Origin of the sequence: Sphingomonas jaspsi DSM 18422, assembly GCF_000585415.1 — a bacterium.
Lineage (GTDB): Bacteria > Pseudomonadota > Alphaproteobacteria > Sphingomonadales > Sphingomonadaceae > Sphingomicrobium > Sphingomicrobium jaspsi.
In genome coordinates, this window is sequence record NZ_KK073876.1 from 109711 (window position 1) to 134483 (window position 24773).

The following is a 24773-nucleotide window of genomic DNA, read 5'->3' on the forward strand; positions in this document are numbered from 1 at the left end:
CAGAAACCCGTTTACGCCGCTTTAACCATAGTCATGTCACTGAACCGCCAATCTTTATCGAAGCCGTTTCGACGATTCTGGGTGGGCGAGCAGCAGATGACGCTGAATCAAAGGGTGAACTGGATCGTAGGCCTGCTGAGCCTGACGGTGTCCGTGATCCTCGTGACGGGCTTCGTCGTGTCGTCGCGACTTGCGCAAGCGCAGGCCGACAATCGGATCGCGACCGATGCGCTGCGCAACCATCTTGAAGCCGGCATCGCCTTTTCGGAAATGAAGAGCGACATCTACCAGGCGGTCACCTACACCTCGGGCCACAACCGTCAGACACTGGGCGCCATCGCTACGCAGAGCCAGGAAAATATGGCGTGGTTCCAGCGTGCGATGTCCGCGAATGGCAGCATGGATCTGCCCGAATCCATTCGCTCCCAGCTGGCCACGGTGAAGCGCCCGCAGGCGCTGTTCGTCGCAGACTGCGAACGCCTGCTGGCACGCGCCCAAAGCGGGGTGGCGATCACGGAGTTCGACTTGAAGCGGCTCGACCGGGAATCGGCCGCTTTGCGGAAACATTTGAAAACGACCAGCGACGTCATCGTTGGGACGGTCGAGACCAATCAGCGTCATGTCGCGATACTGACCGTCGCCTGGCGGACTATCCTGTTGCTGGGCGGTTTGGCGATGCTAGCCATCGCCGGTTTCATCGCGAGCGTCCTACGTCGCCGGATGGTGAAGCCCATCGCTCGCCTGACATCCTGCCTGCAGGCGCTGACGGCAGGCCGGATGGACGTCGAACTTTCCGACCGAAACAGCCCGGATGAGATCGGTGAACTTGCCAAGGGATTGGAAGCGTTCCGCGAAGCCGTGCTTGAAGCTCGCAAAGCGGAAGATCGCGCCCGGGCCGCCGAACTGGCGCGTCAGCAGGAAGTTGCCGAAAGGCTGGACCAGGACGCCAGGCGCGACGCAGAGCAACGCGAACGGCGCAAGGCGGAACTGACGGCGATGGCGTCCCATCTCGAAGAGCGGGCGTTGGCGACGGCCGACCTGATCGCTCGCGCCAGCAACGCCATGCACATGACCACGACTGCGCTCGCGACGGGCGCGGTCCAGACGCGCGATGCGGCGCGCACGGCCAACCAGGCCAGCGATCGCAGCGCTCAGGACGCACAGGTGGTCGTCACCGCGACGACGCAGATGATGGCCGCAATCGAAGAAGTGTCGCAACTCACCGCCACCAGCGCTAATTCGGCGCGGATCATGGCCGAACAGTCAATGCATGTCGGCCAGAAGGTGGCAGGGCTTGAAGCGGCCGCCGAGCAGATCGGGGCAGTGTCGAAACTGATCGCCGATATCGCCGCCAAGACCAATATGCTGGCGCTCAACGCCACGATCGAAGCGGCTCGCGCCGGCGTTCAAGGCCAGGGGTTCGCCGTCGTCGCGGGCGAGGTCAAATCGCTGGCCGAGCAGATCGCCGAGGCAACGCGTGAGATCGGCGGCCAGATCGACGGGGTCCGCAGCACGGTGGGCGACGTGTCGACCGCCATTAGCGACATCGGTCGCAGCATCGTGACGTTCGACCAGTCTTCGACCGCCATCGCAACCGCCATCGATGAGCAGGGTGCCGCCATCGCCGACATCAATCGCACCATCCAGGGCAGTGTCGGCACCGCCGAGGAATTGCGCACGTCGATGTCCACGCTTCTGTCTCAAGCCGAAACGACCGGCGCCGGTGCGGCCGATATCGTCGGCGCGGTGAAAGATCTCGAACGACAGGGCAGCGAGCTAAGCGGCCAGATTCGTAACTTCATCGATCAAATTCGCGCCGCCTGACGGGGCAGCGATCAACCGTCGTTGAGGTAGGAATCCAACTCGTCGCCGGCCAGTTTGACGACGTGGATGACGTTGGTCGAGCCGCTGGTGCGGAACGGCACGCCGGCCATAATCACCATCCGCTCGCCCGACTTGGCGATGTGGTGGCGCAGCGCCATGCGCTTGGCCTTGCCGACCATTTCCTCGAAACTACCGACGTCGCGGGTGTGAACCGCATGGACCCCCCACTGGAGGCCCAGCTTGCGCGCGACGGCAAGGCTGGACGTCATCACTAGCGTGGGGACCGGCGCACGCTCGCGGGCGATGCGACGTGCGGTCGAGCCCGACGAGGTGTAGCAGGCCATGGCCTTCGCCGACAGCGTCCGCACGATCTGCGCAGCGCTTTCGCTCAGCGCGTCGGCGGTGGTCGCCTCGGCCGGGGTTTCGGTGAAGTGGATGCGCTTGGAATAGACCGGGTCGGCTTCGACCGACTGGCCGATCTTGTCCATCATGGCGACCGCTTCGATCGGATACTGCCCCGCCGCGCTTTCGGCTGAAAGCATGACCGCGTCGGCGCCTTCATAGATGGCGTTGGCGACGTCGCTGACTTCGGCGCGGGTCGGGCTGGGCGACACGATCATCGATTCCAGCATTTGCGTCGCGACGACCACCGGCTTGCCGGCCTGGCGCGCGGCCGCGACGATCCGGTTCTGCGCCGGGGGCACGCCTTCGGGCGGCAGTTCGACGCCAAGGTCGCCGCGCGCGACCATCACCGCATCAACGATATCGATGATTTCGTCGAGCCGTTCCATCGCCTGCGGCTTTTCGATCTTGGCGAGCAGCGCCGCCTTTCCGCCGATCAGGTCGCGGCCCTCGATCACGTCTTCGGGCCGCTGGACGAAGCTCATCGCCACATAATCCGCACCCTGTTCGAGCGCGAAGGCCAGGTCGCTGCGGTCCTTGTCGGTCAGCGCTGGAATCGGGACGACCACGTCGGGCACGTTGACGCCCTTATGGTTCGATACCTTGCCGCCGACATTGACCTCGGCCGCGATCCGGGTCGGGGTCACCTCCTTCGCGGTTAGCCGCACCTTGCCGTCGTCGATGAGCAGGCGGTCGCCGGGTTTCAGGGTCGCGAACAGTTCGGGATGCGGCAGTTCGGCCCTCGTCGCGTCGCCATCGGCGGGGTCGAGGTCGAAGACGAAGGTTTGGCCGGTCTCGAGCATCGCCGACCCGCCCTTGAAGTCGCCCACGCGTAGCTTCGGCCCCTGAAGGTCGAACAGGATGGTGGTCGGTCGGTGCAGCGTCTTTTCAAGGCTGCGAATGGCCTCGACCAGCTTGGCCTTCTCGGCCTGGCTGCCGTGGCTCATGTTGATGCGGAAAGCGTCCGCACCGGCTTCCATCAGCGCGCGGATCATCTCGGGGGAGGAAGAGGCCGGACCCAGCGTCGCCAGGATTTTCACCTTGCGCGCCCGCGGTTTCAGCATCGTCACGTCGTCGTCACTCCCATTTCTTGTTGCCCGAATGCCATAGCGACATGGTCCATCCATGCAACCGCGGCGAATGCGTATTCATGCGCCTTGAGCCTGCCGCTGCCACCGCTTAGGGCCGGTACCGACATCCGGTTTCGGATTCGCGACATCATTAGAAGGATTAGCATGAGCGAGGACAACGTCGCAGCCGACCAGCTGCGCCTTTTCATCGAACGGATCGAACGGCTCGAGGAAGAGAAGAAGGGCATCGCCGACGACATCAAGGACGTCTACGCCGAAGCCAAGGCCAACGGCTACGACACCAAGACGATGCGCTCGATCGTCCGCCTGCGGAAGATGGAAAGCCATGCCCGCCAGGAAGCCGACGCGCTGCTCGAAACCTATCGCAACGCCTTGGGCCTGGATTGATCCTAAGGATTGATCCTGCCAACGCCCTAGGTCTCTCCTAAAGGCAGTCTCATGGCCCATAATTTGTCGTCCAACACGTCCGATCTTGCTGCCCGTCTTTTGACGGACAGTCATGACGAGCTCGGCGACGAAGAACGGCGGGTGCTGGAAAATATCGCGGCTGGCCGCCTCACCAGCCGCGACGCCGACGAGGTCGCGACCGAGCGCGCGACCTTCGGCGAACGTTTGGCCGATCGCGTCGCGGCGGTCGGCGGATCCTGGCACTTCATCATCGCCTTTACCGCGGTGCTGTTGGGCTGGATGGTGATCAACACCGACATCCTCCAGCATTTCGGCATCGCCTTCGATCCCTATCCCTACATCTTTTTGAACCTGATGCTTTCGACGCTCGCGGCAGTCCAGGCGCCGATTATCATGATGAGCCAGAACCGGCAGGCCTCCAAGGACCGGATCGCTGCGCAACTTGATTATGAAACCAATCTGCGTGCCGAGCTCGAGATTCTTCGTTTGCACGAAAAGGTCGACCTTCTGGTGTGCCAGCGGCTCGACCGCATCGAAGCCCGGCTCGACCACTTACCCCAAACGGTTGAGAAGCCCGCCAAGCCCGACTAAGAGCCTCCGCAAACATCACATCTTTCGGGGTTCCCAGTGGCAGGCCATTCCAAATTCAAGAACATCATGCACCGCAAGGGCGCGCAGGATAAGAAGCGCTCGGGCATGTTTTCCAAGCTTTCGCGCGAAATCACCGTCGCGGCCAAGATGGGCCTGCCCGATCCCGACATGAACCCGCGCCTGCGCGCCGCGGTCAACGCCGCCAAGGCGCAGTCGATGCCCAAGGACAATATCCAGCGCGCGATCGACAAGGCATCGAAGGGCGACGCCGAAAATTACGAAGAGGTCCGCTACGAAGGCTATGGCCCCAACGGCGTCGCCATCATCGTCGAGGCGCTGACCGACAACCGCAACCGCACCGCGACCAACATCCGCACCGCCTTCAGCAAGAACGGCGGCAACCTCGGCGCATCGGGCAGCGTCAGTCATGGCTTCGAACGGCTCGGCCTGATCGAATATCCAGCTTCGGCCGGTGACGAGGACAAGGTCATGGAAGCCGCCATCGAAGCCGGCGCCGACGACGTCCAGAGCGACGAGGACGGCCACCAGATCTGGACCCAGACCGACGGCATGCATGACGTCGCCAAGGCGCTGGAAGCGACGCTGGGCGAAGCTGAGGCGGTCAAGCTGGCGTGGAAGCCGACGCTGACCACCGAAGTCAGCGGCGATTCGGTCGCCACGCTGATGAAGCTCGTCGACGCGCTGGAAGACGATGACGACGTCCAGACCGTGTGGGGCAATTACGACATCAGCGACGAAGAGCTGGCCAAGCTCGGCTGATGCTAATGCGCTTATGCTGATTTTGGGCCTCGACCCGTCGCTGTCCTCGACCGGCTGGGGCCTGATCCGCGCCGAGGGCAACCGGCTCAGCCATATCGGCAACGGCCAGCTCAAGACCGCGACGGCCGAGCCGCTGTCTGCACGGCTGTCGCATCTGGCGACCCAGCTTGAAGCGCTGCTGGCCGATCACCCCGCCGATGCGGCGGCGGTCGAGGAAGTGTTCGTCAACAAGAACGCCCAGTCGACGCTGAAACTGGCGCAGGCGCGCGGGGTGGTGCTGATGATCGCCGCCCGCGCCGGGCTCGATCTCACCGAATATGCGCCGACGCTGGTCAAGAAGGCCGTCGTCGGCACCGGCGCCGCCGACAAGGCGCAGGTCCATGCGATGATCCAGCGCCTGTTGCCCGGCGCGAAGATTGCCGGTCCCGACGCCGCCGATGCGCTGGCGATCGCCATTACCCACGCCCACCACTTGGCGAGCGCGCGCGGCGGAATCAGATAGCGCGGCGCCGATCAGGCCGGCTCGGCCACCTCAGCAGTTGATGCAGGCGATGCTCCCGCTTCGTCGCGGATGAAGGCCAGAATATCGCGGTTCACGACATCGGCATGGGTCGTGCACATCCCATGCGGGAAGCCGGCGTAGGTCTTGAGTATGCCCTTGCTCAGCAACTTGGCCGACAGCGGCGCGGAATCGGCATAAGGTACGATCTGGTCGTCATCGCCATGCATCACCAGGACCGGAACGTTGATCGCCTTCAAATCCTCGGTGAAGTCGGTTTCGCTGAACGCCTTGATGCAGTCATACTGCGCCTTGATGCCGCCCATCATCCCCTGGCGGTACCAATTGTCGATCACGCCCTGGCTGACCGCCGCGCCATCACGGTTGAAGCCGTAAAACGGCCCTGACGGAACATCGCGGTAAAGCTGCGCCCGATTGCCGGCGACCGCTGCGCGATAGCCGTCGAACGCCTCGATCGGCGTTCCGCCCGGATTGCTGTCTTTCTTGACCATGACCGGCGGAACGGCGCCGATCAGCACGGCCTTTGCCACCCGTCCCGGGTCGGCGCGGGCCACATAGCGCGCCACTTCACCACCGCCGGTCGAATGGCCGACATGGACCGCATCTTTGAGATCGAGCGCTGCCGCCAGCTGCTTCACGTCGTCGGCATAGGTGTCCATCTCATTGCCGGTATCGGTTTGCGTCGACCGTCCGTGACCCCGCCGATCGTGGGCGATCACGCGATATCCCTCGCCAAGGAAAAACATCAGTTGCGCATCCCAATCGTCGGCGCTGAGCGGCCAGCCGTGGTGGAAGACGATCGGCTGCGCCGCCTTGTCACCCCAGTCCTTGTAATAAATCTCGGTCCCGTCGCGCACGGTGATAGTCGGCATGGCTTGGCTCCTTCATGTTCCCCGCCCGATCGCTGGTGCAGCGGCATTTCGAGAAGCCCAAAGCCATCCCGTTCCTCGAAAGGAACGAGCGCCCTCCCGCGACTCCGACAATCAGCGAAGTGCATGCTGTAGCACAATATGATGACAGCTTTGCGCGCTTTCGCCGTGTGGCGGTGCCTTGCGCGGGGCGCGAATTGGCTTAGACCTGCCGCAATGATCGCCCGCCTCGCCGGAACCCTGCTCGAAAGCGCCGCCGACCACGCCATCGTCGATGTGAATGGGGTCGGTTATCTGGTGCACCTCAGCGCCCGCACCCTCGACGCCATCGGTGCGCCGGGCGGCAGTGTGACGCTCCTCACCGAACTGCAGGTTCGCGAGGATGGCTGGACGCTGTTCGGCTTCGGCTCGCCCGGTGAACGCGAGAGCTTCCGCGCGTTGACCAGCGTGCAGGGCGTCGGCGGGCGTGTCGCGCTCGCGATCCTGTCGGTCCTCGACCCATCCGAACTTGCCGCCGCGGTGTCGCACGGTGACAAGGCGATGGTCGCCCGCGCCAACGGCGTCGGCCCCAAACTTGCTATGCGCATCGTCAACGAACTGGCTGGAAAGCTCGGCAGCCCGACACTCGCCTCGGTCGCCGGCGCGCCCGCTCCCCGCGGCGGCGCGGCAGCCGACGCCCTCTCCGCCCTCGCCAACCTCGGCTTCAAGCCCGCCGAAGCCAGCGCGGCTGTGGTGAAAGCGGCAGAGGAGCTTGGCGATGGCGCGACCCTCGACGCGCTGGTCCGCCTCGCACTGAAGAAAGCGGCCAAGTGATTGACCAATTGCGCTGGCGTTTCGTCGGCGCGACCGGCCGTTTCGACGACCTGTCGATCGACGGCTGCTCGCTCGTTGGCCGACAGGTGCGATCAACTGGGCGCTCCGTGCGCTATCGGACGGCGCGCTTTCCGATGACGCCATACCAGTTCGACATTTACCAGGTCGAGCTGGCAGGCTCGACCCGCGAGTTTGCCGCCACGGAGCTTTCGCCCGGCGTGTTCGGCCACCTCGTTCCGCGCTGGCGCTAGCCCTACCCGCCCCAAGCATCCTTATAGACGCGCAGGAAGTTGGCGCCGAAGAGCTTTTCGAGCCGCGCGCTCGTCCACCCGCGCTTGGCGAGGTCGTTGCCCAGCCGCCGGTAGCGGTCGATGCTGTTGTAGGCCGCGACCAGCGTGTAGACGCCGACCGCCTCGCCCGGCGCCGCGATGCCGCGCTTGATCCGCTCCAGCGTCCAGTCGTCCATCGCCTTCTTCGATTTTTCGTCGAGGACGATCGGCAGGACGCCATTGTCGGTGCCGATGCCGACACCATCCTCGCCCGCGACATTGGCGACATGTTCGATGTGCGCGATCAGCGCTTCGCCCGACGGCTTCATGTCGGGCGCGAGGTACGGCATGAAATAGACGCCGACGACGCCGCCCTTGTCGGCCACCGCCTTGATCGTTTCGTCGCCGGTGTTGCGCGGATGGTCGTTGAGGGCCCGTGCGCCAGTGTGACTGATCACCATCGGCCGCTTGGCATGTTGGGTGGCCTCTATCATCGTCCGCGCCCCGCCATGGGCAAGGTCGAGCAGCAGCTTTTCCGCCTCGATCTTCTCGATGGTCGCACGGCCCAATTTGGTGATGCCCCCAAGCCGCGGTTCAAGCGCACCGTCGCCCGCCAGATTGCCGTTGTTGTAGGTCAGCTGGACGGTCATCACGCCGTCCTTCTTGAGTTGGGCCAGCCGGTCGAGCTCGGTGCCGATCATGCATGTATCCTGCGTGCCGATGATCCAGCCGAATTTCTTCTCGCGCTTGGCCTTGAGCAGGTCCGCGGCCGTCCGCACCAGGATGAAGCGGTCCGGATTGGCGTGGTAGAAATCGTGAAATTGACCGATCGACTTCTGATATTCGCCCCACGGATCGGCGACATTGCCGACCGGGAAGACGGTGTCGCGCAGCGCGGTGACGCCGGTCGCCTGCATGTCGGCCCACGCCTTGTCGGTAAGCCGGGTGACGTCCGGTTCGCCATAGGGGTCGCCCATCCCGCCTAGGGCGTCGATGACGATGGCATTGTCGTACCAGCCGGCGGCGGTTTTCGGCGCCTTGGCGGCGAGCGGTGCAGCAGCCAGCATGGCGCCGGAGGCCAGGATCGAGCGACGAGTCAGTTCCATGCTTTTTGCCCCCTAAGTTGATGCGCGGCACGCTGCGCCTGAAGTCATGACGACGCAAGGGCTGTCCAACCGCGCGCGCCATGGTAAGCGATAGCCAATGGCCACCGATCCTGCCCGCTTGACGACGCCCGAACGCACCGCCGAGGATGCGGATGCCGCGCTGCGCCCCAAGAGCCTCGACGAATTCGTCGGCCAGCAGGCGGCGCGCGAGAATCTTCGCATCTTCGTCAACGCCGCCAAGGCGCGCGACGAAGCGCTCGACCATGTCCTCTTCTTCGGCCCGCCGGGCCTCGGCAAGACCACGCTGGCCGGCATCCTCGCTCGCGAAATGGGCGTCGGATTCCGTGCCACCAGCGGCCCGGTCATCGCCAAGTCGGGCGACCTGGCCGCGCTGCTCACCAACCTCGAAGACGGCGACGTCCTGTTCATCGACGAAATTCACCGCCTCAATCCGGCGGTCGAGGAAGTGCTCTATCCTGCAATGGAGGACCGCGCGCTCGACCTGATGATCGGCGAAGGCCCGTCCGCCCGCTCGGTCCGCATCGACCTGCCCAAGTTCACGCTGGTCGGCGCGACGACGCGGCAGGGCCTGCTGACCACGCCGTTGCGCGACCGCTTCGGGATCCCGGTCCGGCTCAATTTCTACACCGTCGAAGAACTGGAAAAAGTCGTCACCCGCGCCGCCCGCCTGTTATCGGCCGAGCTCACCGCGGACGGGGCCCGCGAAGTCGCCCGCCGCAGCCGGGGCACCCCGCGCATCGCCGGTCGCCTGCTGCGCCGCGTCCGTGACTTTGCCCATGCCGCTGGCGCCGACGCCATCGACGCCGCCGTCGCCGACCGCGCGCTGCAGCGGCTGGAGATAGACCACCTCGGCCTCGACGCGATGGACCGGCGCTACCTCACCATGATCGCCGACCTGTACGGCGGCGGCCCGGTCGGCATCGAGACCCTGGCGGCCGGCCTCAGCGAGCCGCGCGATACGCTTGAGGATGTGGTTGAGCCCTATCTCATTCAGCTCGGACTCATCGCCCGAACAGCAAGAGGGCGCTGCCTCAATGGCCGTGGCTGGCAGCATCTGGGCCTTACCCCGCCCGCCGGAAGCCAGACAGGATTGTTCGACCCGGAAGGGAAATGATGTCGTTGTTCCTCGCCGCCGTAGCGGCCGCACTCCCCGCCTCGTCTGTCAATTATTCCGATGAGGCGAACTGGCTGTGCCTGCCGGGTCGCGCCGATGCCTGCGCGGTGCCGCTACGAACCACCGAACTGGGTCCGAACGGCTATGGCGCGACGATCCCGCGCCCCGGCGGCAAGTCGCCGGACGTCGACTGCTTCATCGTCTATCCGACGGTCAGCCGCGACAGCGGCCTCAACAGCGATCTCGTCCCCGGCGACGGCGAGGAAAAGGCGGCGGTCCAGACTCAATTTGCCCGCTTCGCCCAGGCCTGTCGCCTTTACGCGCCGATCTACCGGTCGATGACGGTCGGCGCGGTAGGTGTCGCCGCGACCGGCGGAGACGTGACCCAGCCGGCGATGCTCGCCTACGCCGACGTTCGCAAGGCGTGGGCCGAATATCTTGCTCGCTACAACAAGGGCCGTCCCTTCATCCTGCTCGGTCACAGCCAGGGTTCGCTGATGCTCCAGCAGCTGCTGGCCAAGGACATCGAAGGCCGGCCGGAGGCGAAGCGAATGAAGCTGGCGATCATTCCCGGCTTCAACGTGCTGGTGCCGCAGGGCCGGGCGGTCGGCGGCACGTTCAAGTCGACGCCGATCTGCACCCGCACCGGCCAGACCGGCTGCGTGATGAGCTGGGTCAGCTTTCGTGAGAGGAACGTCCCTCCCGTTGGCGCACTGTTCGGCTATGCCGACAAGGCCGGCATGACGGTCGCCTGTACCAATCCGGCCGCGCCGGGCGCCAGGGACTGGGTGCCGCTTGAAAGCTACTGGTATGCTCGGTCGAACCTGCCCGTTCCCGGCGGGCCGATCGCATGGTCGAGCGAAGGCGCACCGCCCACCCCCTATCTGCGCACGGAGGGGCTGGTATCGGCGAAGTGCGTCAACGACGGGCCGCGCGGCTACCTGTCGATCCGCACCAACGCCGACCCCGCCGACAAGCGCACCGACCGCGTGGGCGGCGAAGTCGGCGCCTTCGGCTTCTTCCTTCCCGGCTGGGGCATGCACCTTGCCGACGTCAATGCCGCGCAGGGCAATCTTGTCCGCGCGGTGGAAGGCCTCAACTCGCCTAAGGCTGCTGCCCCCCTTCAATCCAGAACAGCTGCTCCGGCGCCACGCTGAGCGCGCGGGCCATTTTCAGAGCCAGCAGCGCGGAAGGAACGAACACCCCGTTTTCGACCGTGTTGACGGTCTTGCGCGTCACGCCGCACGCTTCGGCCAGCTCCGCCTGCGTCAGGCCGAGCTCGGCCCGCCGTTCCTTCAATCGGTTACCCAGCGTTTCAGCCATCGCGCGATGCGCGTCGTTCAAGCATTCCGAAGCGGACCAGCGCCGTCACGATTCCCAGCGTCACCACCAGATGTGCCGGCTCGTCGCCCCGCATCGGTTCCTGCTGGTTGATGAAATAGCAGGCGATGGCCGTCAGGATCGCCGCCAGGAAGCCGTCGCCGAGTGCGGTAGCGCGGTTCGCGCGGGTGCTTTCGTCGTTCAGCAGCTCGCGCATTTGCCGCGATTTCATCCAGAAACCGCCAGTATAAAGGGCCGCCAGCAGGACCAGCGACAGGACGATCCACGCGCCGATCTTGAAATGGTCGACCGGGCGGGATCCATGGGTATCGCTGAGATAGCTGGCCTGCTGCGCCAGAAAGATGATCGCCATCATCGGAAACATCCGTGCCCGGCGGCTCGTCAGTTCGTCGGCGCGCTCGCCCAGTGATTTTTCGCTCATGCCACCCTCTTTAGTAACCTATGCGTTACATGTAACCTGAGCGTTACATCGTCGTCAAGCCCCGTTTCGCCGCGCCATACTTGCCCCTTCGGCCCGCTGATGGTTAAGGCGGTGGTGATGGACCCATCGCCTTTCGACATACCCTATCGCGGCGGCTTCGTCGGTACGGAGCATCGCTTCGCGCTGACCGTCTATTTCGAAGACACCGACACCGCCGGGATCGTCTACCACGCCAACTATCTGCGTTTCTTCGAACGGGCGCGGTCGGACATGCTCCGCGCGGCGGGGATCGACCAGCGCGCCTTCCTCGATGCCGGCGGCGGCGCCTATGCCGTCACGGAAATGGACATCAAGTGGCGCCGCTCGGCCCGGCTCGACGACGATTTGCTGGTGGTCAGCCGCGTCACCGGCGTGCGCGCCGCCAGTTGCCTCATTCATCAACGGGTCATGCGCGCAGGTGAAGTCTTGGCGGAGGCGACGGTCACCGCGGCGCTCGTCTCCCCGCAAGGCCGCCCGGTCCGCCAGCCCGCGGAATGGGTCGAAACTTTCAAGGCACTCGAACGACAAGAGGATTAATGCCGCTTACCGCTTCCCCCGACCTCATGAGTCCGCTCAACCTGTTCATGCAGGCGGACATCGTCGTGAAAATCGTCATGCTCGGCCTGCTTGCCGCGAGCGTCTGGACCTGGGCGATCATCTTCACCCATTCGATCCGCCTTCGCAGCATCAACCGGCAGACCGACAAGTTCGAACAGGACTTCTGGTCGGCGCAGGACATCGACGCCTTCCACCGCCAGCGTGAGAACGACAAGCTGCCGATCGCGGTCGTCATGTCGGCGGCGATGGACGAATGGCGCCGCTCGACCAAGACCGCGCAGATCGACCGCGCGGGCACCCGCGAACGCCTTGCCAGCCGGATGAACGCGGCGGTGGCGGCAGAACTCGATCGCCTCGGCGACCGCCTCAACATCCTCGCCACCGTCGGGTCGGTCGCGCCCTTCGTCGGGCTGTTCGGCACGGTGTGGGGCATCATGCGCAGCTTCACCGCCATCGCCGGATCGAACAACACCAGCCTCGCCGTGGTCGCTCCGGGCATCGCCGAGGCGCTGTTCGCCACCGCCATCGGCCTGTTCGCCGCCATCCCGGCAGTCATCGCCTATAACCGCCTGACCCACGGCCTCGATCGGCTGGAAGCCAAGCTCGGCCGCTTCGCCGACCGCTTCCACGCAACGCTGAGCCGCGAGCTGGAAGTCGGCTGATGGGCGCCAGCCTTCCTTCCGGCAACCGCCGCGGGCGCGGGCGCCGCGCGCCGATGGCGGAAATCAACGTCACCCCGCTGGTCGACGTGATGCTGGTGCTGCTGATCATCTTCATGGTCACCGCGCCGCTGCTGGTCGCGGGCGTGCCGATCGACCTGCCCGAAAGCCGCGCCGGCGCGCTCGACCAGAAAAATGAGCCGGTCAACATCGCCATCGACGGCCAGGGCGTCATCACCGTCGACGACATCCCCGTCGGCGAGGCCGCCCTGCCGCAGAAGCTGGCGACCATCGCCGCGCAGCCGCAGCCGCCCGAAGGCCGCCGCATCTACCTGCGCGCCGACAAGGGACTCGACTATGGCCGGGTGATGAAGGTGATGGGCGAACTCAATCGCGCCGGCCTCAACCGCGTCGCGCTGGTCAGCGTGGGAGGCGAGGACCAGTGAAGCTCGATCGCGCCGAATGGACCGGCACGGGGGCAGCCTTGCTGTTCCACGTGGCGCTGATCGGTGCGATGTCGCTGAGCCTTGCCCACGTCGTAAGCACACCCGAACCGCCGTCGATGGAGGTCGATTTCGTCGACGAGGTCGGGCTGACGTCCGCCAGTCCCGAACCGCCCGCACCGGCCCCCGCGGCGCAGTCCCCGACGGTCGAGCCCGTGCCCGAGCCGGACGAGCCGACGGTCGCTCCCGCGCCGGCACCCGCGCCAACCCCCTTGGCCACAAAACCCCTGCCGCGCCCGGTACCGAAAACGATACAGCCGGCCGCAAGGCCCGCACCGGCCAGGCCCGCCCCTGCCAAGCCTGCACCTCGCGCGCCGCGCCTCGGCGACGATTTTCTTAAAGGAATTGCCGAGAGTCCCTCGACCAGCGCCAGGGCCGCGCCGGCAACCGTCAGCGCTTCGGCCATGGCCGGCATCCAGCAGGCAATCCGTCGCCAGGTCCAGCCGTGCGCCGATCGCCAGGTCAATCCCGGCCCGGGCGCCAGCCGCATCCGGGTCAAGATGAACCTGCAGCTGCTTCCCAACGGCCGCCTCAAGCGCCCGCCGGTGGTCGTTTCGACCTCGGGCGTCGATGGCGACAACGAACAATATGAGGAGCGGGTAAAGGACCTCGCGCTGGCGATCGTCGCCGGCTGCGCCCCGTTCCGCGGCCTGCCCGACGAGCTTTACCGGACCAGCAGCGGCAGCGGCTGGAATAACTTCAACCTGACCTACAACCTTCCCTGAGGAGAGGCATTGTGAAGCACAAGATCGCCGCCCTGTTCGTACTTCCCCTCGCGTCCGCCGCGCTCGGCCAGGACAGTGGCCAGCCGCTCGAAGTCGACGTCGTCGGCGGCACCAACGCGCCCGCTGCCATCGCCGTGCCTGCCATGCCCGGCGATCCGGGTCGGCAGGTCGCCGAAGTGGTCGCGTCCGACCTCCGCTCGACCGGCGCCTTCACGCCGATCGGGCCCAACGGCCTGCCCGGCTACGCTCCCGAGCAGGCCGCCGCCCCCGCTTATGGCGAATGGCGTTCGACCGGCGCCGCCAACCTCGTCAGCGGCTATCTCGAACCGCGCCCCGACGGTCGCATCACGGTCGGCTGTTACCTCCACGACATCGCCGCTGGTCGCCAGCTCGCCAGCGAAGCGGTCGCGGTCGCGCCCGACGACTGGCGCCGCGCCGCGCATCGCTGCGCCGACATGGTCTACGCGCGCCTGACCGGCAATCAGCCGTTCCTCGACACCAAGGTCGTCTATGTCGCGGAGACCGGGCCCAAGAATAACCGGCAAAAGCGCATCGCCATCATGGATAGCGACGGCAGTAACCATCGCTACCTAACCATCGGCCGGTCGACCGTCGTCACCCCGCGCTTTTCCCCGCGCGGCGACAAGCTGGTCTATGTCAGCTACATCGGCCGCAAGCCGCGCGTGCTGCTCCACGATGTCGCCAGCGGCAGCGAACGGCTGCTGATCCCCGGCGACCACATCACCTTCGCCCCGCGCTTTTCGCCCGACGGGCAGAGCGTCGTCTTCTCGATGGCCGAAGGCGGCAACACCGACCTGTATCGCGTGTCGACCAACCTCGGGCCGATCCAGCGGCTGACCAGCACGCCCGGCGCCGACACCTCGGCCAGCTTCTCGCCCGACGGACGCCGCATCGTCTTCGAAAGCGACCGCGGCGGCACGCAGCAGCTCTACGTGATGAACGCCGACGGCAGCGGCCAGCGCCGGATCACCTTCGGCGGCGGCCGCTATGCATCGCCGGCATGGAGCCCGCGCGGCGACCTCATCGCCTTCACCAAGATCGCTGGCCCGTTCCGCATCGGCGTGATGAACGCCGGCGGCGGGGGTGAGAAAATCCTTACCGACGGCTGGCAGGACGAACAGCCGAGCTGGGCCCCCAACGGCCAGTTCGTGATGTTCCACCGCCAGAGCCAAGGCGCCACCGGCGATGCCCGGCTTTACGCGGTTTCGATCAATGGCGGCCCGGCGCGGCGGCTTCCGACCCCGGTCGGCGGCTCCGATCCCAGCTGGTCGCCGCTCAACAATTGAACAGGGAATTTAGGAGTAGAAGCATGAACAAGATCGTCCTCGTCGGCATGACCGCCGTCGCCCTGACCCTCGGCGCCTGCACCAACAAGCGCGCCGCCCCCGAAACCCCTGCCGCGGTACAGACCCCTGCGACTGATCCCAATTCGACCGACCCCAATTCGCTGGAAGTGGTCGAACTGCCCGCGCTGCAGGCCGATCTCGTCGCCAAGGCGGGTTCGGACACCGTCTATTTCGGGACCGACGAATATGCGATCGACGCCGCCAGCCAGGCGACGCTGGCCGCGCAGGCGCGCTGGCTGCTGGCCAATCCCAATGTCCGGGCGTCGATCGAAGGCCATGCCGACGAACGCGGCACGCGCGAATATAACCAGGCGCTGGGCGAACGCCGCGCCAATGCGGCGCGCGATTATCTCGTGTCGCAGGGCGTGCCTTCGACGCGACTGGTGGTCACCAGCTGGGGCAAGGAACGCCCCGTCGCCGTCGGCAGCAATGAGGAAGCCTGGGCGCAGAACCGCCGCGCCGTGACGGTAATTATCCGCTAAAGCTGAGCCGGAGACCCGGCACGCTTCAGGCGTGTCGGGTTATCGGGCGCCCAGCTCAGGCAGCGTTCCGATGCAGCACCGTCGAGCTCAGCCAGGCCCGCGCCTGGCGCTGGGCTTCGGCGATTTCGCGCGCGGTCATGTCGAACGAGATTTCGGCGCGGCAGGCCTGGGCGCGGGTATCGCCCGACAGCGCGGCGAGGTTGAACCATTTGTGCGCTTCGACGAGGTCGACCGGCGCACCGCCGCGGCCCGTCGAATAGCTTACGCCAAGATCGTACAGCGCATCGATATTGCCACGCTCGGCATCCGCGAGGCGGCTGCGGAGGAGGAAGTCGGCACTCTTCTGACTGATCGCCATGATGAAATTCCCCTGTTCCTTCGTTGGAACGGAGAATTCGGCCCGAGACCCAAACAAATGGTTAACACGCCGGTGACCTTAATCGACTTCTGTGTCCAAAATGACACGAATATTGTCGATCAGCCTGATTTTCCCCAAAAAAGCGGCCGCGATCAGCCGCCCGCCGCTCCGCGCGCCGTCCAGCGGCTCGAGGGTCGCGCCGTCGACATACGTGAGATAGTCGACGGGACCAAAGCCCGCCTGTTTGACCGTGCGGATTGCCTGGTTGAGGGCGGTGCCAACCGCCTCGCCGCGTGCGATCCCGGCCGCGGCGGCATTTAATGATTGGGCAAGCGCAACCGCCGCCTTGCGCTCTTCGCTGCCGAGCAACGAATTGCGCGACGATAGCGCCAGCCCATCGTCGGCGCGGACGGTCGGCAGGCCGACGACGTTCACCGGCAGGCCAAGGTCGGCCGCCATCCGCCGCACCACCGCAAGCTGCTGCCAGTCCTTCTCCCCGAAGACCGCCACATCGGGCATCACCGCGATGAACAGCTTGGCCACCACCGTCGCCACGCCGTCGAAATGGCCCGGCCGGTGCGCGCCTTCCCAGCGGTCGCTGATGCCCTTGACGCTCACCGTGGTAGCATATCCGTCGGGGTAAAATTGCTCGGCGGTCGGCAGCCAGAGCAGGTCTGCCCCCGCGGCGACCAGCTTGACCGCGTCCTGCTCTTCCTCGCGCGGGTAGCGGGCCAGGTCGGCGGGGTCGTTGAACTGCGTCGGGTTGACGAAGATCGACACCACGACCCGGTCTGCCCGTCGCTTCGCTTCCGCCACCAGCGCCAGATGGCCTTCGTGCAGTGCGCCCATCGTCGGGACCAGCGCCACCGTTTCGCCCGCCGTGCGCATCGCCCGCAACGCCTTGGCCAGCCCTTCCCCATCACGAACGGTTTGCATGCGATTCCGCGCTCCGATACACCTGTCAGTGGGGCCGCGTTCTAGGGGCGCGGCGGGAGGTTAAACAAGGGGTAGTTCCGGCCATGGGCCATGTGCATTATATCGTCTTCGCCAACGAAAAGGGCGGCACCGGCAAATCGACGACCGCGGTCCACACTGCGATCGCGCTCGCCGCGTCGGGTCACAAGGTCGGCGTGCTCGACCTAGACCACCGCCAGCGCACGACGACGCGCTACCTCGAAAATCGCGACGCGACGATGAAGCGGCTCGACAAAGCCATCCCGCAGGCCAGCTACGAAGTCCTCGAAGACCAGACCGAAGAGGCGCTCGCCGCCGCCCTCGCCCGGCTTGAACAGAATGCCGATGTGATCGTGGTCGACACGCCAGGGCGCGACGACGCCATCGCCCGCGCCGCCATCCTGCGCGCCGACACGCTGGTCACGCCGATGAACGACAGCTTCGTCGACCTCGACCTCATCGGCCAGGTCCACCCCGACACGTTCAAGATCACCCGCCCCAGCTTCTATGCCGAGCTGATCTGGAACAGCCGCACCCAGCGCGCCAAAGCCACCGGCAAGAGCGTCGACTGGGTGGTGCTCAGGAACCGCCTGCAGCATATCCAGTCGCACAACCTCGTCCGTGTGGGCGCTGCGCTCGACGAGCTCGCCCGCCGCGTCGGCTTTCGCGTCATCCCCGGCCTTGGCGAACGCGTCATCTACCGCGAACTGTTCCCGAAGGGGCTAACCCTGCTCGACTTCCACGAAATCGGCGAAGTGGGTCTCGGCCACGTCGCCGCACGGCAAGAGCTTCGCGAGATGATCTCCAGCCTCGACATCCCGGGCGAAGCCGCCACCAACGAGCCGATAGCCGCCGCGGGCTGAACCCGCTAAGGCTCGTTCATCATGACCCATCAGTTCGATCGTAGCATCCTGCGCGAATATGACGTTCGCGGCGTCGTCGGAAAAACACTGGGCGAGGACGATGCGCGCGCGCTCGGCAGAAGCTATGCCGCGCTCGCGGCGTCCGAAGGCGCGACGAAGGTTGCCGTCGGCCGCGACGGCCGCACTCATTCACCGGCGATGGAAGCCGCACTGATCGACGGCCTGACCGCGGGCGGCCTCGATGTCGTGCGCGTCGGCATGGGGCCCTCGCCCCTGCTTTATTTCGCGGTGGCGACCCTGGACGTGCAAGGCGGCATCCAAGTCACCGGCAGCCACAATCCCGGCGACTATAACGGCTTCAAGATGTTGCTGAACGGCCGCTCGGTGTTCGGCGCGGAAATTCAGGACCTCGGCCGCCGTGCCGCCGCCGGAGACTGGAGCGAAGGACAGGGTAAGGTCAGCGACGCCGACGTCAGCGATGCCTACATCGATGCGCTTCTCAAGAATTTCGACGGTAACGCTTACCGGATCGGCTGGGATGCCGGGAACGGCGCTGCCGGGCCGATTCTGGAGCGACTTCTCGATAAGCTGCCGGGCGAGCACCATTCGCTCTACACCGAGGTAGACGGCACCTTCCCTAACCACCACCCCGACCCGACGGTCGAAAAGAACCTCGGCGACCTGAAGCGCCTCGTCGCCGAAAAGGGCCTCGACTTCGGCATCGCCTTCGACGGCGACGCCGACCGCATCGGCGCGGTCGACGGCGAAGGGCGCGTCATCTGGGGCGACCAGCTGGTCATGATCCTCGCCGGCCCGGTGCTGCAGGCGCTGCCCGGTTCGACCATCATCGCCGATGTGAAAGCCAGCCAGACCCTGTTCGACCGCATCGCCGAAATGGGCGGCCAGCCGCTGATGTGGAAGACCGGCCACAGCCTGATCAAGGCCAAGATGAAGGAAACCGGCTCTCCGCTGGCGGGCGAGATGAGCGGGCACATCTTCTACAAGCATGAATGGTACGGCTTCGACGACGCGCTCAACGCCGCCATCCGGCTGATCCGCGCGGTGTCGGCCAGCGGCAAATCGCTGACCCAATTGAAAAGCGAAATGCCGATCAGCGTCGCCACCCCCGAAATGCGCTTCCAGGTCGACGAGGCACGTAAGTTCGCCGCGGTTAAGGAAGTCGCTGCCCGGCTCGCTGCCGAGGGCGCCGCGGTCGACGCTACCGACGGCGTCCGCGTGAAGACCGACGATGGCTGGTGGCTGCTCCGCGCTTCCAACACGCAGGACGTCCTCGTGGCGCGGGCCGAAGCGAAGGACCAGGTTGGTCTCGACCGGCTGATGGCCGACATCGACCGCCAGCTCGCGCTGTCGGGCATCGAGCTTGGCGACGACGACACGCACTAGGCCTGTCTTATTTCGGCCACGCATCGTTCATGATCCGGACTCTATTGGCGGTGAGGAACAAGGCGTCTCACCGGGGTGGAGGCCGACGATGGACTGGATCATGGGCAAGAAGAATTGGTGGATCGGCGGCGCGCTGCTGGTCGGCGCGGCGATCGCGATCAGGAAGGCAATGGCGTTCGAGGTCGATTTCGATCCCTGGAACGACGCCAGCGACTACCTTTAGTCGTCTTCATCTTCATAGCCGACGAGGTTGAGTTCGCGGCTTTTGATCTGGTTGAGCATGCACCAGTGCATGAGCGCATCCTCGCGGCCGTGGGTGATCCACACTTCCTTCGGCGCGACCTCGCGGATGGTCTGGGTCAGTTCGTCCCAGTCCGAATGATCCGAGATGACCAGCGGCAGTTCGACATTGCGCTGCCGCGCACGCTGGCGGATGCGCATCCAGCCTGACGCCATCGCCGTCACCGGATCGGGCAGCCGCCGCGACCAGCGGTCGTTCAGCGCGCTCGGCGGGCTGATGATGATATGACCTTTCAGGTCGTCCTTCGCCGCGCCGGTCGCAGGGCGTAGTTCGCCCAGATTGACGCCCAACTCTTCATACAGGCGGCACAGCCGCTCCATCGCGCCATGGTAATAAATGGGCGCGTCATGCCCCCGGTCGCGCAATTCCCTGATCACCCGCTGCGCCTTGCCCAGCGCATAGGCGCCGACCAGCACGCAGCGTTCGGGTTCGGCATGGAGCCGGTGGAGCAGCCGGTCGATCTCGCTGCCCGTGCCGGGATGGCGGAACACCGGCAGGCCGAAGGTCGCCTCGGTGATAAAGATGTCGCACGGCGTCACGACGAAGGGTTCGCAGGTCGGATCGGGGCGGCGCTTGTAATCGCCCGACACCACCACCCGCTCGCCTTTGTAATCGAGCACGATCTGCGCGCTACCCAGCACATGGCCGGCAGGAACGAAGCTGACATCGACCTCGCCCAGCCGGATCGTCTCGCCATAAGCGACCGGCTGTTCGTTCTGCTGGCCATAGCGAACACCCATGATCGCCAGCGTTTCGGGCGTCGCCCACACCGCCTCATGCCCGCCGCGGGCATGGTCAGCATGGCCGTGCGTCACCAGCGCCCGCGCTTTCGGACGCGAGGGATCGACCCACGCGTCGGCGGGTTTGACGTAGATGCCTTCCGGAAAAGGCTCGATCCATGAACCGAGACGGGCCATTGCCAGTTGATAAGCCCGGGAACGGCGCTCAAGTTCCCTCGCCGATGGGAGTTTGATTGACCGACCTGCCCGCAGTCCTGACGAACTGGTTCGCAGCGCGCGGCTGGCATCCGCGCGTGCACCAGCTGGCGATGCTCGATGCGGCGCGGGCGGGCGAGCATGCGCTGCTGGTCGCCGCCACCGGGGCGGGCAAGACGCTGTCGGGCTTCCTGCCGACGCTGGTCGACCTCATCGAAAATCCGGCCGAGGGCCTCCACACCCTTTACGTCTCGCCATTGAAAGCGCTGGCGGTCGACGTGCAGCGCAACCTTCTCACCCCGATCGAAGAAATGGGCCTCGACATCCGCGTCGAAACCCGCAGCGGCGACACGCCATCCGACCGCAAGGCCCGCCAGCGCGCCCGCCCGCCGCAGATCCTGCTGACCACCCCGGAAAGCTTGAGCCTGCTCTTGAGCTACCCCGACAGCGCGACCTTGTTCGAAGGGTTGAAGACCGTCGTCGTCGACGAGATCCACGCTTTCGCCAAGGAGAAGCGCGGCGACCTGCTGGCCCTCGCGCTAGCCCGCTTGCAAAAGCTGGCGCCCGACCTCCGCCGCGTCGGCCTTTCCGCCACCATCTCGGACCCCGACGCCTACCGTAGCTGGCTCGCGCCCGATGCCGACATCGACGCGGTGCGAATGGTCGAGGGCGAGCGCGGGGCCGAGCCCGACCTGTCGATCCTCATCCCGGACGCCAAGATCCCGTGGGGCGGGCACAGCGGCCGTCACGCCGCGCGCTCGGTCATGGCCGAGGTCGAACAGCATCAGACGACGCTCATCTTCTCCAACACCCGCGGCCTCGCTGAGCTCATCTTCCAGGAGCTGTGGACCGCCAACGACAATGCGCTTCCGATCGGCATCCACCACGGCAGCCTGAGCCTCGAGGCCCGCCGCAAGGTCGAAGCGGCGATGGCGGCGGGCAAGCTGCGCGCTTTGGTCGCCACAGCCTCGCTCGACCTCGGCATCGACTGGGGCAATGTCGATCTCGTCGTTCAGATGGGGGCGCCCAAGGGCAGCTCGCGCTTGCTCCAGCGGATCGGCCGCGCCAACCACCGCCTCGACGAACCGTCCAAGGGCATGATCGTGCCGGGCAACCGCTTCGAATATCTCGAGGCCCGCGCAGCGCTGGACGCGGTCGACGCGGGCGAGCTCGACCCTGAAATCTTCCGCCCGGGCACGCTCGACGTGCTCGCCCAGCATATCATGGGCATCGCCTGCGCCGGTCCCTTCGACGAGGCCGAACTGCTCGACGAAGTGCGCAGCGCCGCGCCCTATGCGGGCCTCACCGATGAAGTCTGGCGGCTCGTCCTCGAATATATCTCGACAGGCGGCTACTCGCTGCGCGCCTACGACAAGTTCAAGCGACTGGTCGAATATGCCCCCGGCCAATGGCGCATCACCAAGCCAGCCGTGATCGCCCAGCACCGCCTCAACGCCGGGGTTATCGTCGACAATCCGATGATGGACGTGCGCTTCAAAAACGGGCGCATGCTGGGCCGGGTCGAGGAAGGCTTCGGCTCCACTTTGAGCGTCGGCGACCATATCTTCTTCGCCGGCCTCAGCCTCGAGGTGATCCAGTTCAAGGACACCGACATCCTCGTCCGCGCCTCGGCCAAGCAGGCCCGCCTTGTCACCTACGGCGGCCAGCGGATGAGCCTGTCGACCCACCTTGCCGACCGCGTCCGCGCCTATCTCGCCCGCCCCGACGACTGGCACCGCTTTCCCGACGATGTCCGCGAATGGCTGGAGGTGCAGCAGCGCCGCTCGATCCTGCCCCAGCCTGACGAGCTGCTGGTAGAAACCTTCCCGCGCGAAGGCGTGCATTACATGTGCATCTACAGCTTCGAAGGCTGGAATGCGCACCAGTCGCTCGGCATGCTGATCACCAAGCGGATGGAGAGCGCGGGGCTCAAACCGCTGGGCTTCGTCGCCAATGATTATGCGCTGGCGGTCTACAGCCTCGAGCCGGTCGACGATCCCCGCCCGCTCTTCTCGCCCGACATCCTCGAACATGAATTTGTCGACTGGGTCGAACAGTCGCACCTGCTGCGCCGCGCCTTCCGCGAAGTCGCCGTTATCGGCGGGCTCGTCGAGCGCCAGCATCCGGGCAAGCGCAAGACCGGCAAGCAGGTCAGCTTCTCGACCGACCTCATCTACGACGTGCTGCGCAAATATGAGCCCGCCCACCTGCTGCTCCAGGCCGCCTGGACTGACGCCCGCGCGCGCATGACCGAGCTGGGCCGCCTCGCCCGCCTCGTCGATCGCGCCGCCGCGACGATGGTCCATGTGAAGGCCGACCGCGTCACCCCGCTCGCCGTCCCGCTGATGGTCGTCATCGGCCGCGAAGCCGCGCCCGGCGGCACCGCCGACGAAGCCCTGCTGATCGAGGCCGAGGCGCTGGCCGAAGAAGCGATGCGGCCCGACTGACGCTGTAGGCTCTAGCGCTTCTTCGGCGCGACCTTGGCGAATTCGTAGAGGAAGTCGGCATAGACCCGCGCCTGCTCGGCGAAGCCCGCAACCTTGGGATTGCTGCTTTCGACCAGGAACCATTCGTTGGGGGCATGTGCCCCGCCGCCGCGTCCCGCGCCAAAGCCGGCCGCCGGCAGCTTGAGCGGCGCACCGGTGAACATCACCCCGGGCCAGCTCCCCGCCGACCGCGCCGACAATGTATTCTCGATCCCCGCAGCATTGAGCGTCGCGATGCTGGCGCGGATCAGCGCGCTGTCTTCCGCCACCTCGGTCGGGCTGTAACCGCCGCTGACATTGACTTCGATGTCGCCATAGCCGCGTTTGGCGAGGTGGGCCTTCAGCTTCGACACCGCTTCGTCGAACGTCATGTTGGGCACCAGCCTAAGGTCGAGCTTGGCCTCTGCCCGGCCCGGCAAAATGGTCTTGCCGCCCGGCCCCATATAGCCGCTGACCAGCCCCTGGATATTGACCGTCGGCCGCTGTGCCAGCCGGATCGAGCTGGTCAGGAAATCCTCGTCCTTGGCCCAAACCTTAAGGCCCAGCACCTTTTTGACGTCGGCTTCGTCGCCCGCCTTCACTTCCTCGGCGATGATCTGCTTTTCGCGGGCGGTGAGCGGGCGGACATTGTCGAAATAGCCGTCGATCGCGGGGGTGAAGCCATCCTCTTCGACCAGCGTGTTGAGCGCCTTCACCAAGCGCCATGCCGGGTTGTCGACGCTCGCCATCAGGCTCGAATGGATATCCTTGTTCGGCCCGCGACCCCATTTCGCGCCGCTGGAGATCAGCTGCACCTCGATCACGCCCTTGGCGCCCAGTTCGGTCGACACCGACCCCGTCGCCGATTGCGATGCCGACGGAATGAAGATGCCCGACGCCTTGGCCAGCGCCGCCTTCACCTCGGGTGCGGCGAGCGCCTGCGGGAAGTGGGGCGAGCCGATCTCCTCCTCGCCTTCCGCGACGAGCACGAGATTGACCGGCAGCTTGACCCCGGCCTGCTTGAAAGCGCGGATCGCGGCCAGGAACGCGGTTTCCGGCCCCTTCTGGTTGACCGCGCCGCGCCCGACGATCGCCTTGCCCTCGCCCGGCCGGTCGACCAGCTTTCCTTCCAGCGGCGGGCTCGACCATTCGGCCGGGTCATAATGCTTCACATCGTACATGAAATAGACCGCCAGCGTGACCGGCGCGCCGGCATCGAGCGTCGCGAACACCGATGGCACGCCGTCGGTCTTGATCACCTTGGCCTGCTGGAACCCCGCGTCGAGCGCGAGACGGCGCATATAATCCGCGCCCTCGGCGTGATTGACGCCCATGTTGGCGATGGTGGGAAGCGCGATCCACTGCCGCAGCCGCTCGATCGCGGCGGGCTCGTCGGCCTTGATCGCCTTGGCGACGGGGTCGGGCGAACGTGTAAGGGCGGTGCCCGACAGCAGCGAAAGAGCGATGAACGAAACGGCGCGTGCGGTGAAAGCCATGCGAGTCCCCCTGCTTGATGTGGCGGGCAACCTGCGCCGACATTCATCGCCGGTCCAGCCCGGATTCGACATGAGCGCGAGCATGCCGCACAAA

28 protein-coding genes are annotated in these 24773 nt (G+C 65.8%); 19 read left to right on the forward strand and 9 right to left on the reverse strand.

Annotated features, from left to right (window positions below):
* Positions 1-114 precede the first annotated feature (114 nt).
* On the forward strand, positions 115-1824 hold the full coding sequence (locus tag G570_RS00585) for a methyl-accepting chemotaxis protein (protein ID WP_169731713.1): 1710 nt from the start codon (positions 115-117) through the stop codon (positions 1822-1824).
* Between the two features lie 11 nt (positions 1825-1835).
* Here the strand turns inward: G570_RS00585 and pyk are convergent, their stop codons facing one another.
* Positions 1836-3290 carry a pyruvate kinase gene (gene pyk, locus G570_RS00590; protein WP_037498040.1) on the reverse strand — a complete coding sequence of 485 codons (1455 nt, stop codon included), beginning with the start codon at positions 3288-3290 and terminating at the stop codon, positions 1836-1838.
* Between the two features lie 171 nt (positions 3291-3461).
* On the opposite strand from pyk, the gene G570_RS00595 reads away from it, so the two are divergent.
* The 4 genes from G570_RS00595 to ruvC are packed head-to-tail and all read left to right on the forward strand — an operon-like array spanning position 3462 to position 5598.
* The gene (locus tag G570_RS00595; protein ID WP_037498042.1) at positions 3462-3704 is read left to right on the forward strand and encodes a DUF2312 domain-containing protein; all 243 of its coding nucleotides are present in this window, start codon (positions 3462-3464) and stop codon (positions 3702-3704) included.
* 51 nt (positions 3705-3755) lie between these two features.
* Positions 3756-4316 (forward strand): DUF1003 domain-containing protein, encoded by a 561-nt coding sequence (locus G570_RS00600; protein ID WP_037498046.1) that lies wholly within the window; start codon positions 3756-3758, stop codon positions 4314-4316.
* A 36-nt stretch (positions 4317-4352) separates the two neighbouring features.
* Complete coding sequence (locus tag G570_RS00605) at positions 4353-5096, forward strand: YebC/PmpR family DNA-binding transcriptional regulator (RefSeq protein WP_037498047.1); 744 nt, start codon at positions 4353-4355, stop codon at positions 5094-5096.
* A gap of 13 nt (positions 5097-5109) precedes the next feature.
* Positions 5110-5598 (forward strand): crossover junction endodeoxyribonuclease RuvC, encoded by a 489-nt coding sequence (gene ruvC / locus G570_RS00610; protein WP_037498050.1) that lies wholly within the window; start codon positions 5110-5112, stop codon positions 5596-5598.
* Positions 5599-5609: 11 nt separating this feature from the next.
* Here ruvC and G570_RS00615 read toward each other — a convergent pair whose 3' ends face one another.
* Positions 5610-6488 carry an alpha/beta fold hydrolase gene (locus tag G570_RS00615; protein WP_051503894.1) on the reverse strand — a complete coding sequence of 293 codons (879 nt, stop codon included), beginning with the start codon at positions 6486-6488 and terminating at the stop codon, positions 5610-5612.
* A gap of 213 nt (positions 6489-6701) precedes the next feature.
* On the opposite strand from G570_RS00615, the gene ruvA reads away from it, so the two are divergent.
* Together ruvA and G570_RS00625 are read left to right on the forward strand one after the other, a co-directional pair.
* Entirely contained in the window at positions 6702-7298 is a 597-nt protein-coding gene (gene ruvA / locus G570_RS00620; protein WP_037498053.1) for a Holliday junction branch migration protein RuvA, read from the forward strand.
* Positions 7295-7549: a hypothetical protein gene (locus G570_RS00625; RefSeq protein ID WP_156930264.1), complete on the forward strand. Its 255-nt coding sequence runs from the start codon at positions 7295-7297 to the stop codon at positions 7547-7549. Before ruvA ends, G570_RS00625 begins: the two co-directional genes overlap by 4 nt.
* Before the next feature lie 2 nt (positions 7550-7551).
* Here the strand turns inward: G570_RS00625 and G570_RS00630 are convergent, their stop codons facing one another.
* Positions 7552-8673 (reverse strand): dipeptidase, encoded by a 1122-nt coding sequence (locus G570_RS00630; RefSeq protein ID WP_051503895.1) that lies wholly within the window; start codon positions 8671-8673, stop codon positions 7552-7554.
* Positions 8674-8770: 97 nt separating this feature from the next.
* Here G570_RS00630 and ruvB point away from each other — a divergent pair, with 97 nt between their 5' ends.
* Positions 8771-9808, forward strand: a complete 1038-nt coding sequence (gene ruvB, locus G570_RS00635) for a Holliday junction branch migration DNA helicase RuvB (protein ID WP_037498058.1) — start codon at positions 8771-8773, stop codon at positions 9806-9808.
* A complete protein-coding gene (locus G570_RS00640; RefSeq protein ID WP_051503896.1) occupies positions 9805-10965 on the forward strand; it encodes a DUF3089 domain-containing protein in 1161 nt (386 codons plus the stop codon). Before ruvB ends, G570_RS00640 begins: the two co-directional genes overlap by 4 nt.
* On the opposite strand, the gene G570_RS00645 is transcribed toward G570_RS00640, so the two are convergent.
* Complete coding sequence (locus G570_RS00645; RefSeq protein ID WP_037498062.1) at positions 10913-11131, reverse strand: helix-turn-helix transcriptional regulator; 219 nt, start codon at positions 11129-11131, stop codon at positions 10913-10915. The two genes, G570_RS00640 and G570_RS00645, sit on opposite strands and share 53 nt — an antisense overlap.
* Positions 11124-11570 carry a hypothetical protein gene (locus tag G570_RS00650; RefSeq protein WP_037498065.1) on the reverse strand — a complete coding sequence of 149 codons (447 nt, stop codon included), beginning with the start codon at positions 11568-11570 and terminating at the stop codon, positions 11124-11126. Before G570_RS00650 ends, G570_RS00645 begins: the two co-directional genes overlap by 8 nt.
* A gap of 117 nt (positions 11571-11687) precedes the next feature.
* Here G570_RS00650 and G570_RS00655 point away from each other — a divergent pair, with 117 nt between their 5' ends.
* From G570_RS00655 to pal, 6 genes are read left to right on the forward strand one after another with little or no spacing between them, the layout of a single operon-like run.
* Positions 11688-12146 (forward strand): YbgC/FadM family acyl-CoA thioesterase, encoded by a 459-nt coding sequence (locus tag G570_RS00655; protein ID WP_156930265.1) that lies wholly within the window; start codon positions 11688-11690, stop codon positions 12144-12146.
* Positions 12146-12829: a protein TolQ gene (gene tolQ / locus G570_RS00660; RefSeq protein ID WP_037498070.1), complete on the forward strand. Its 684-nt coding sequence runs from the start codon at positions 12146-12148 to the stop codon at positions 12827-12829. Before G570_RS00655 ends, tolQ begins: the two co-directional genes overlap by 1 nt.
* Complete coding sequence (locus tag G570_RS00665) at positions 12829-13272, forward strand: ExbD/TolR family protein (RefSeq protein WP_037498073.1); 444 nt, start codon at positions 12829-12831, stop codon at positions 13270-13272. Before tolQ ends, G570_RS00665 begins: the two co-directional genes overlap by 1 nt.
* The gene (locus G570_RS00670) at positions 13269-14054 is read left to right on the forward strand and encodes a hypothetical protein (protein WP_037498075.1); all 786 of its coding nucleotides are present in this window, start codon (positions 13269-13271) and stop codon (positions 14052-14054) included. The genes G570_RS00665 and G570_RS00670 overlap by 4 nt, the downstream gene beginning before the upstream one ends.
* A gap of 11 nt (positions 14055-14065) precedes the next feature.
* Complete coding sequence (gene tolB, locus G570_RS00675; RefSeq protein ID WP_245600229.1) at positions 14066-15361, forward strand: Tol-Pal system beta propeller repeat protein TolB; 1296 nt, start codon at positions 14066-14068, stop codon at positions 15359-15361.
* Between the two features lie 23 nt (positions 15362-15384).
* The gene (pal, locus tag G570_RS00680; protein WP_156930266.1) at positions 15385-15903 is read left to right on the forward strand and encodes a peptidoglycan-associated lipoprotein Pal; all 519 of its coding nucleotides are present in this window, start codon (positions 15385-15387) and stop codon (positions 15901-15903) included.
* A 55-nt stretch (positions 15904-15958) separates the two neighbouring features.
* On the opposite strand, the gene G570_RS00685 is transcribed toward pal, so the two are convergent.
* Together G570_RS00685 and panC are read right to left on the reverse strand one after the other, a co-directional pair.
* Positions 15959-16261 carry an SEL1-like repeat protein gene (locus tag G570_RS00685; RefSeq protein WP_037498080.1) on the reverse strand — a complete coding sequence of 101 codons (303 nt, stop codon included), beginning with the start codon at positions 16259-16261 and terminating at the stop codon, positions 15959-15961.
* Positions 16262-16339: 78 nt separating this feature from the next.
* A complete protein-coding gene (gene panC, locus G570_RS00690; protein ID WP_037498083.1) occupies positions 16340-17197 on the reverse strand; it encodes a pantoate--beta-alanine ligase in 858 nt (285 codons plus the stop codon).
* An 83-nt stretch (positions 17198-17280) separates the two neighbouring features.
* On the opposite strand from panC, the gene G570_RS00695 reads away from it, so the two are divergent.
* The 3 genes from G570_RS00695 (at position 17281) to G570_RS14020 (ending at position 19705) form a co-directional block, all read left to right on the forward strand.
* Positions 17281-18078, forward strand: a complete 798-nt coding sequence (locus G570_RS00695; protein ID WP_037498086.1) for a division plane positioning ATPase MipZ — start codon at positions 17281-17283, stop codon at positions 18076-18078.
* Between the two features lie 21 nt (positions 18079-18099).
* The gene (gene pgmG, locus G570_RS00700) at positions 18100-19482 is read left to right on the forward strand and encodes a phosphoglucomutase/phosphomannomutase PgmG (RefSeq protein WP_037498092.1); all 1383 of its coding nucleotides are present in this window, start codon (positions 18100-18102) and stop codon (positions 19480-19482) included.
* Between the two features lie 88 nt (positions 19483-19570).
* Positions 19571-19705 (forward strand): hypothetical protein, encoded by a 135-nt coding sequence (locus G570_RS14020; protein ID WP_281169490.1) that lies wholly within the window; start codon positions 19571-19573, stop codon positions 19703-19705.
* Here G570_RS14020 and G570_RS00705 read toward each other — a convergent pair.
* Complete coding sequence (locus G570_RS00705; protein ID WP_037498095.1) at positions 19702-20700, reverse strand: ligase-associated DNA damage response exonuclease; 999 nt, start codon at positions 20698-20700, stop codon at positions 19702-19704. The genes G570_RS14020 and G570_RS00705 overlap by 4 nt on opposite strands.
* 56 nt (positions 20701-20756) lie before the next feature.
* Between G570_RS00705 and G570_RS00710 the strand changes: the two genes are divergently transcribed.
* On the forward strand, positions 20757-23165 hold the full coding sequence (locus G570_RS00710; RefSeq protein WP_037498098.1) for a ligase-associated DNA damage response DEXH box helicase: 2409 nt from the start codon (positions 20757-20759) through the stop codon (positions 23163-23165).
* Between the two features lie 11 nt (positions 23166-23176).
* Here G570_RS00710 and G570_RS00715 read toward each other — a convergent pair whose 3' ends face one another.
* Positions 23177-24679 (reverse strand): M20/M25/M40 family metallo-hydrolase, encoded by a 1503-nt coding sequence (locus tag G570_RS00715; protein WP_037498101.1) that lies wholly within the window; start codon positions 24677-24679, stop codon positions 23177-23179.
* Positions 24680-24773 lie beyond the last annotated feature (94 nt).

Excerpts from the sequence above, each read along its gene's own strand:
- pyk (WP_037498040.1), bottom strand. The coding sequence starts at position 3,290 with ATGCTGAAACCGCGGGCGCGCAAGGTGAAAATCCTGGCGACGCTGGGT.
- G570_RS00595 (WP_037498042.1), top strand. The coding sequence starts at position 3,462 with ATGAGCGAGGACAACGTCGCAGCCGACCAGCTGCGCCTTTTCATCGAA.
- G570_RS00600 (WP_037498046.1), top strand. The coding sequence starts at position 3,756 with ATGGCCCATAATTTGTCGTCCAACACGTCCGATCTTGCTGCCCGTCTT.
- ruvC (WP_037498050.1), top strand. The coding sequence starts at position 5,110 with ATGCTGATTTTGGGCCTCGACCCGTCGCTGTCCTCGACCGGCTGGGGC.
- G570_RS00615 (WP_051503894.1), bottom strand. The coding sequence starts at position 6,488 with ATGCCGACTATCACCGTGCGCGACGGGACCGAGATTTATTACAAGGAC.
- ruvA (WP_037498053.1), top strand. The coding sequence starts at position 6,702 with ATGATCGCCCGCCTCGCCGGAACCCTGCTCGAAAGCGCCGCCGACCAC.
- G570_RS00630 (WP_051503895.1), bottom strand. The coding sequence starts at position 8,673 with ATGGAACTGACTCGTCGCTCGATCCTGGCCTCCGGCGCCATGCTGGCT.
- ruvB (WP_037498058.1), top strand. The coding sequence starts at position 8,771 with ATGGCCACCGATCCTGCCCGCTTGACGACGCCCGAACGCACCGCCGAG.
- G570_RS00640 (WP_051503896.1), top strand. The coding sequence starts at position 9,805 with ATGATGTCGTTGTTCCTCGCCGCCGTAGCGGCCGCACTCCCCGCCTCG.
- G570_RS00645 (WP_037498062.1), bottom strand. The coding sequence starts at position 11,131 with ATGGCTGAAACGCTGGGTAACCGATTGAAGGAACGGCGGGCCGAGCTC.
- G570_RS00650 (WP_037498065.1), bottom strand. The coding sequence starts at position 11,570 with ATGAGCGAAAAATCACTGGGCGAGCGCGCCGACGAACTGACGAGCCGC.
- G570_RS00655 (WP_156930265.1), top strand. The coding sequence starts at position 11,688 with ATGGACCCATCGCCTTTCGACATACCCTATCGCGGCGGCTTCGTCGGT.
- tolQ (WP_037498070.1), top strand. The coding sequence starts at position 12,146 with ATGCCGCTTACCGCTTCCCCCGACCTCATGAGTCCGCTCAACCTGTTC.
- G570_RS00665 (WP_037498073.1), top strand. The coding sequence starts at position 12,829 with ATGGGCGCCAGCCTTCCTTCCGGCAACCGCCGCGGGCGCGGGCGCCGC.
- pal (WP_156930266.1), top strand. The coding sequence starts at position 15,385 with ATGAACAAGATCGTCCTCGTCGGCATGACCGCCGTCGCCCTGACCCTC.
- G570_RS00685 (WP_037498080.1), bottom strand. The coding sequence starts at position 16,261 with ATGGCGATCAGTCAGAAGAGTGCCGACTTCCTCCTCCGCAGCCGCCTC.
- panC (WP_037498083.1), bottom strand. The coding sequence starts at position 17,197 with ATGCAAACCGTTCGTGATGGGGAAGGGCTGGCCAAGGCGTTGCGGGCG.
- G570_RS00695 (WP_037498086.1), top strand. The coding sequence starts at position 17,281 with ATGGGCCATGTGCATTATATCGTCTTCGCCAACGAAAAGGGCGGCACC.
- pgmG (WP_037498092.1), top strand. The coding sequence starts at position 18,100 with ATGACCCATCAGTTCGATCGTAGCATCCTGCGCGAATATGACGTTCGC.
- G570_RS14020 (WP_281169490.1), top strand. The coding sequence starts at position 19,571 with ATGGACTGGATCATGGGCAAGAAGAATTGGTGGATCGGCGGCGCGCTG.
- G570_RS00705 (WP_037498095.1), bottom strand. The coding sequence starts at position 20,700 with ATGGCCCGTCTCGGTTCATGGATCGAGCCTTTTCCGGAAGGCATCTAC.
- G570_RS00715 (WP_037498101.1), bottom strand. The coding sequence starts at position 24,679 with ATGGCTTTCACCGCACGCGCCGTTTCGTTCATCGCTCTTTCGCTGCTG.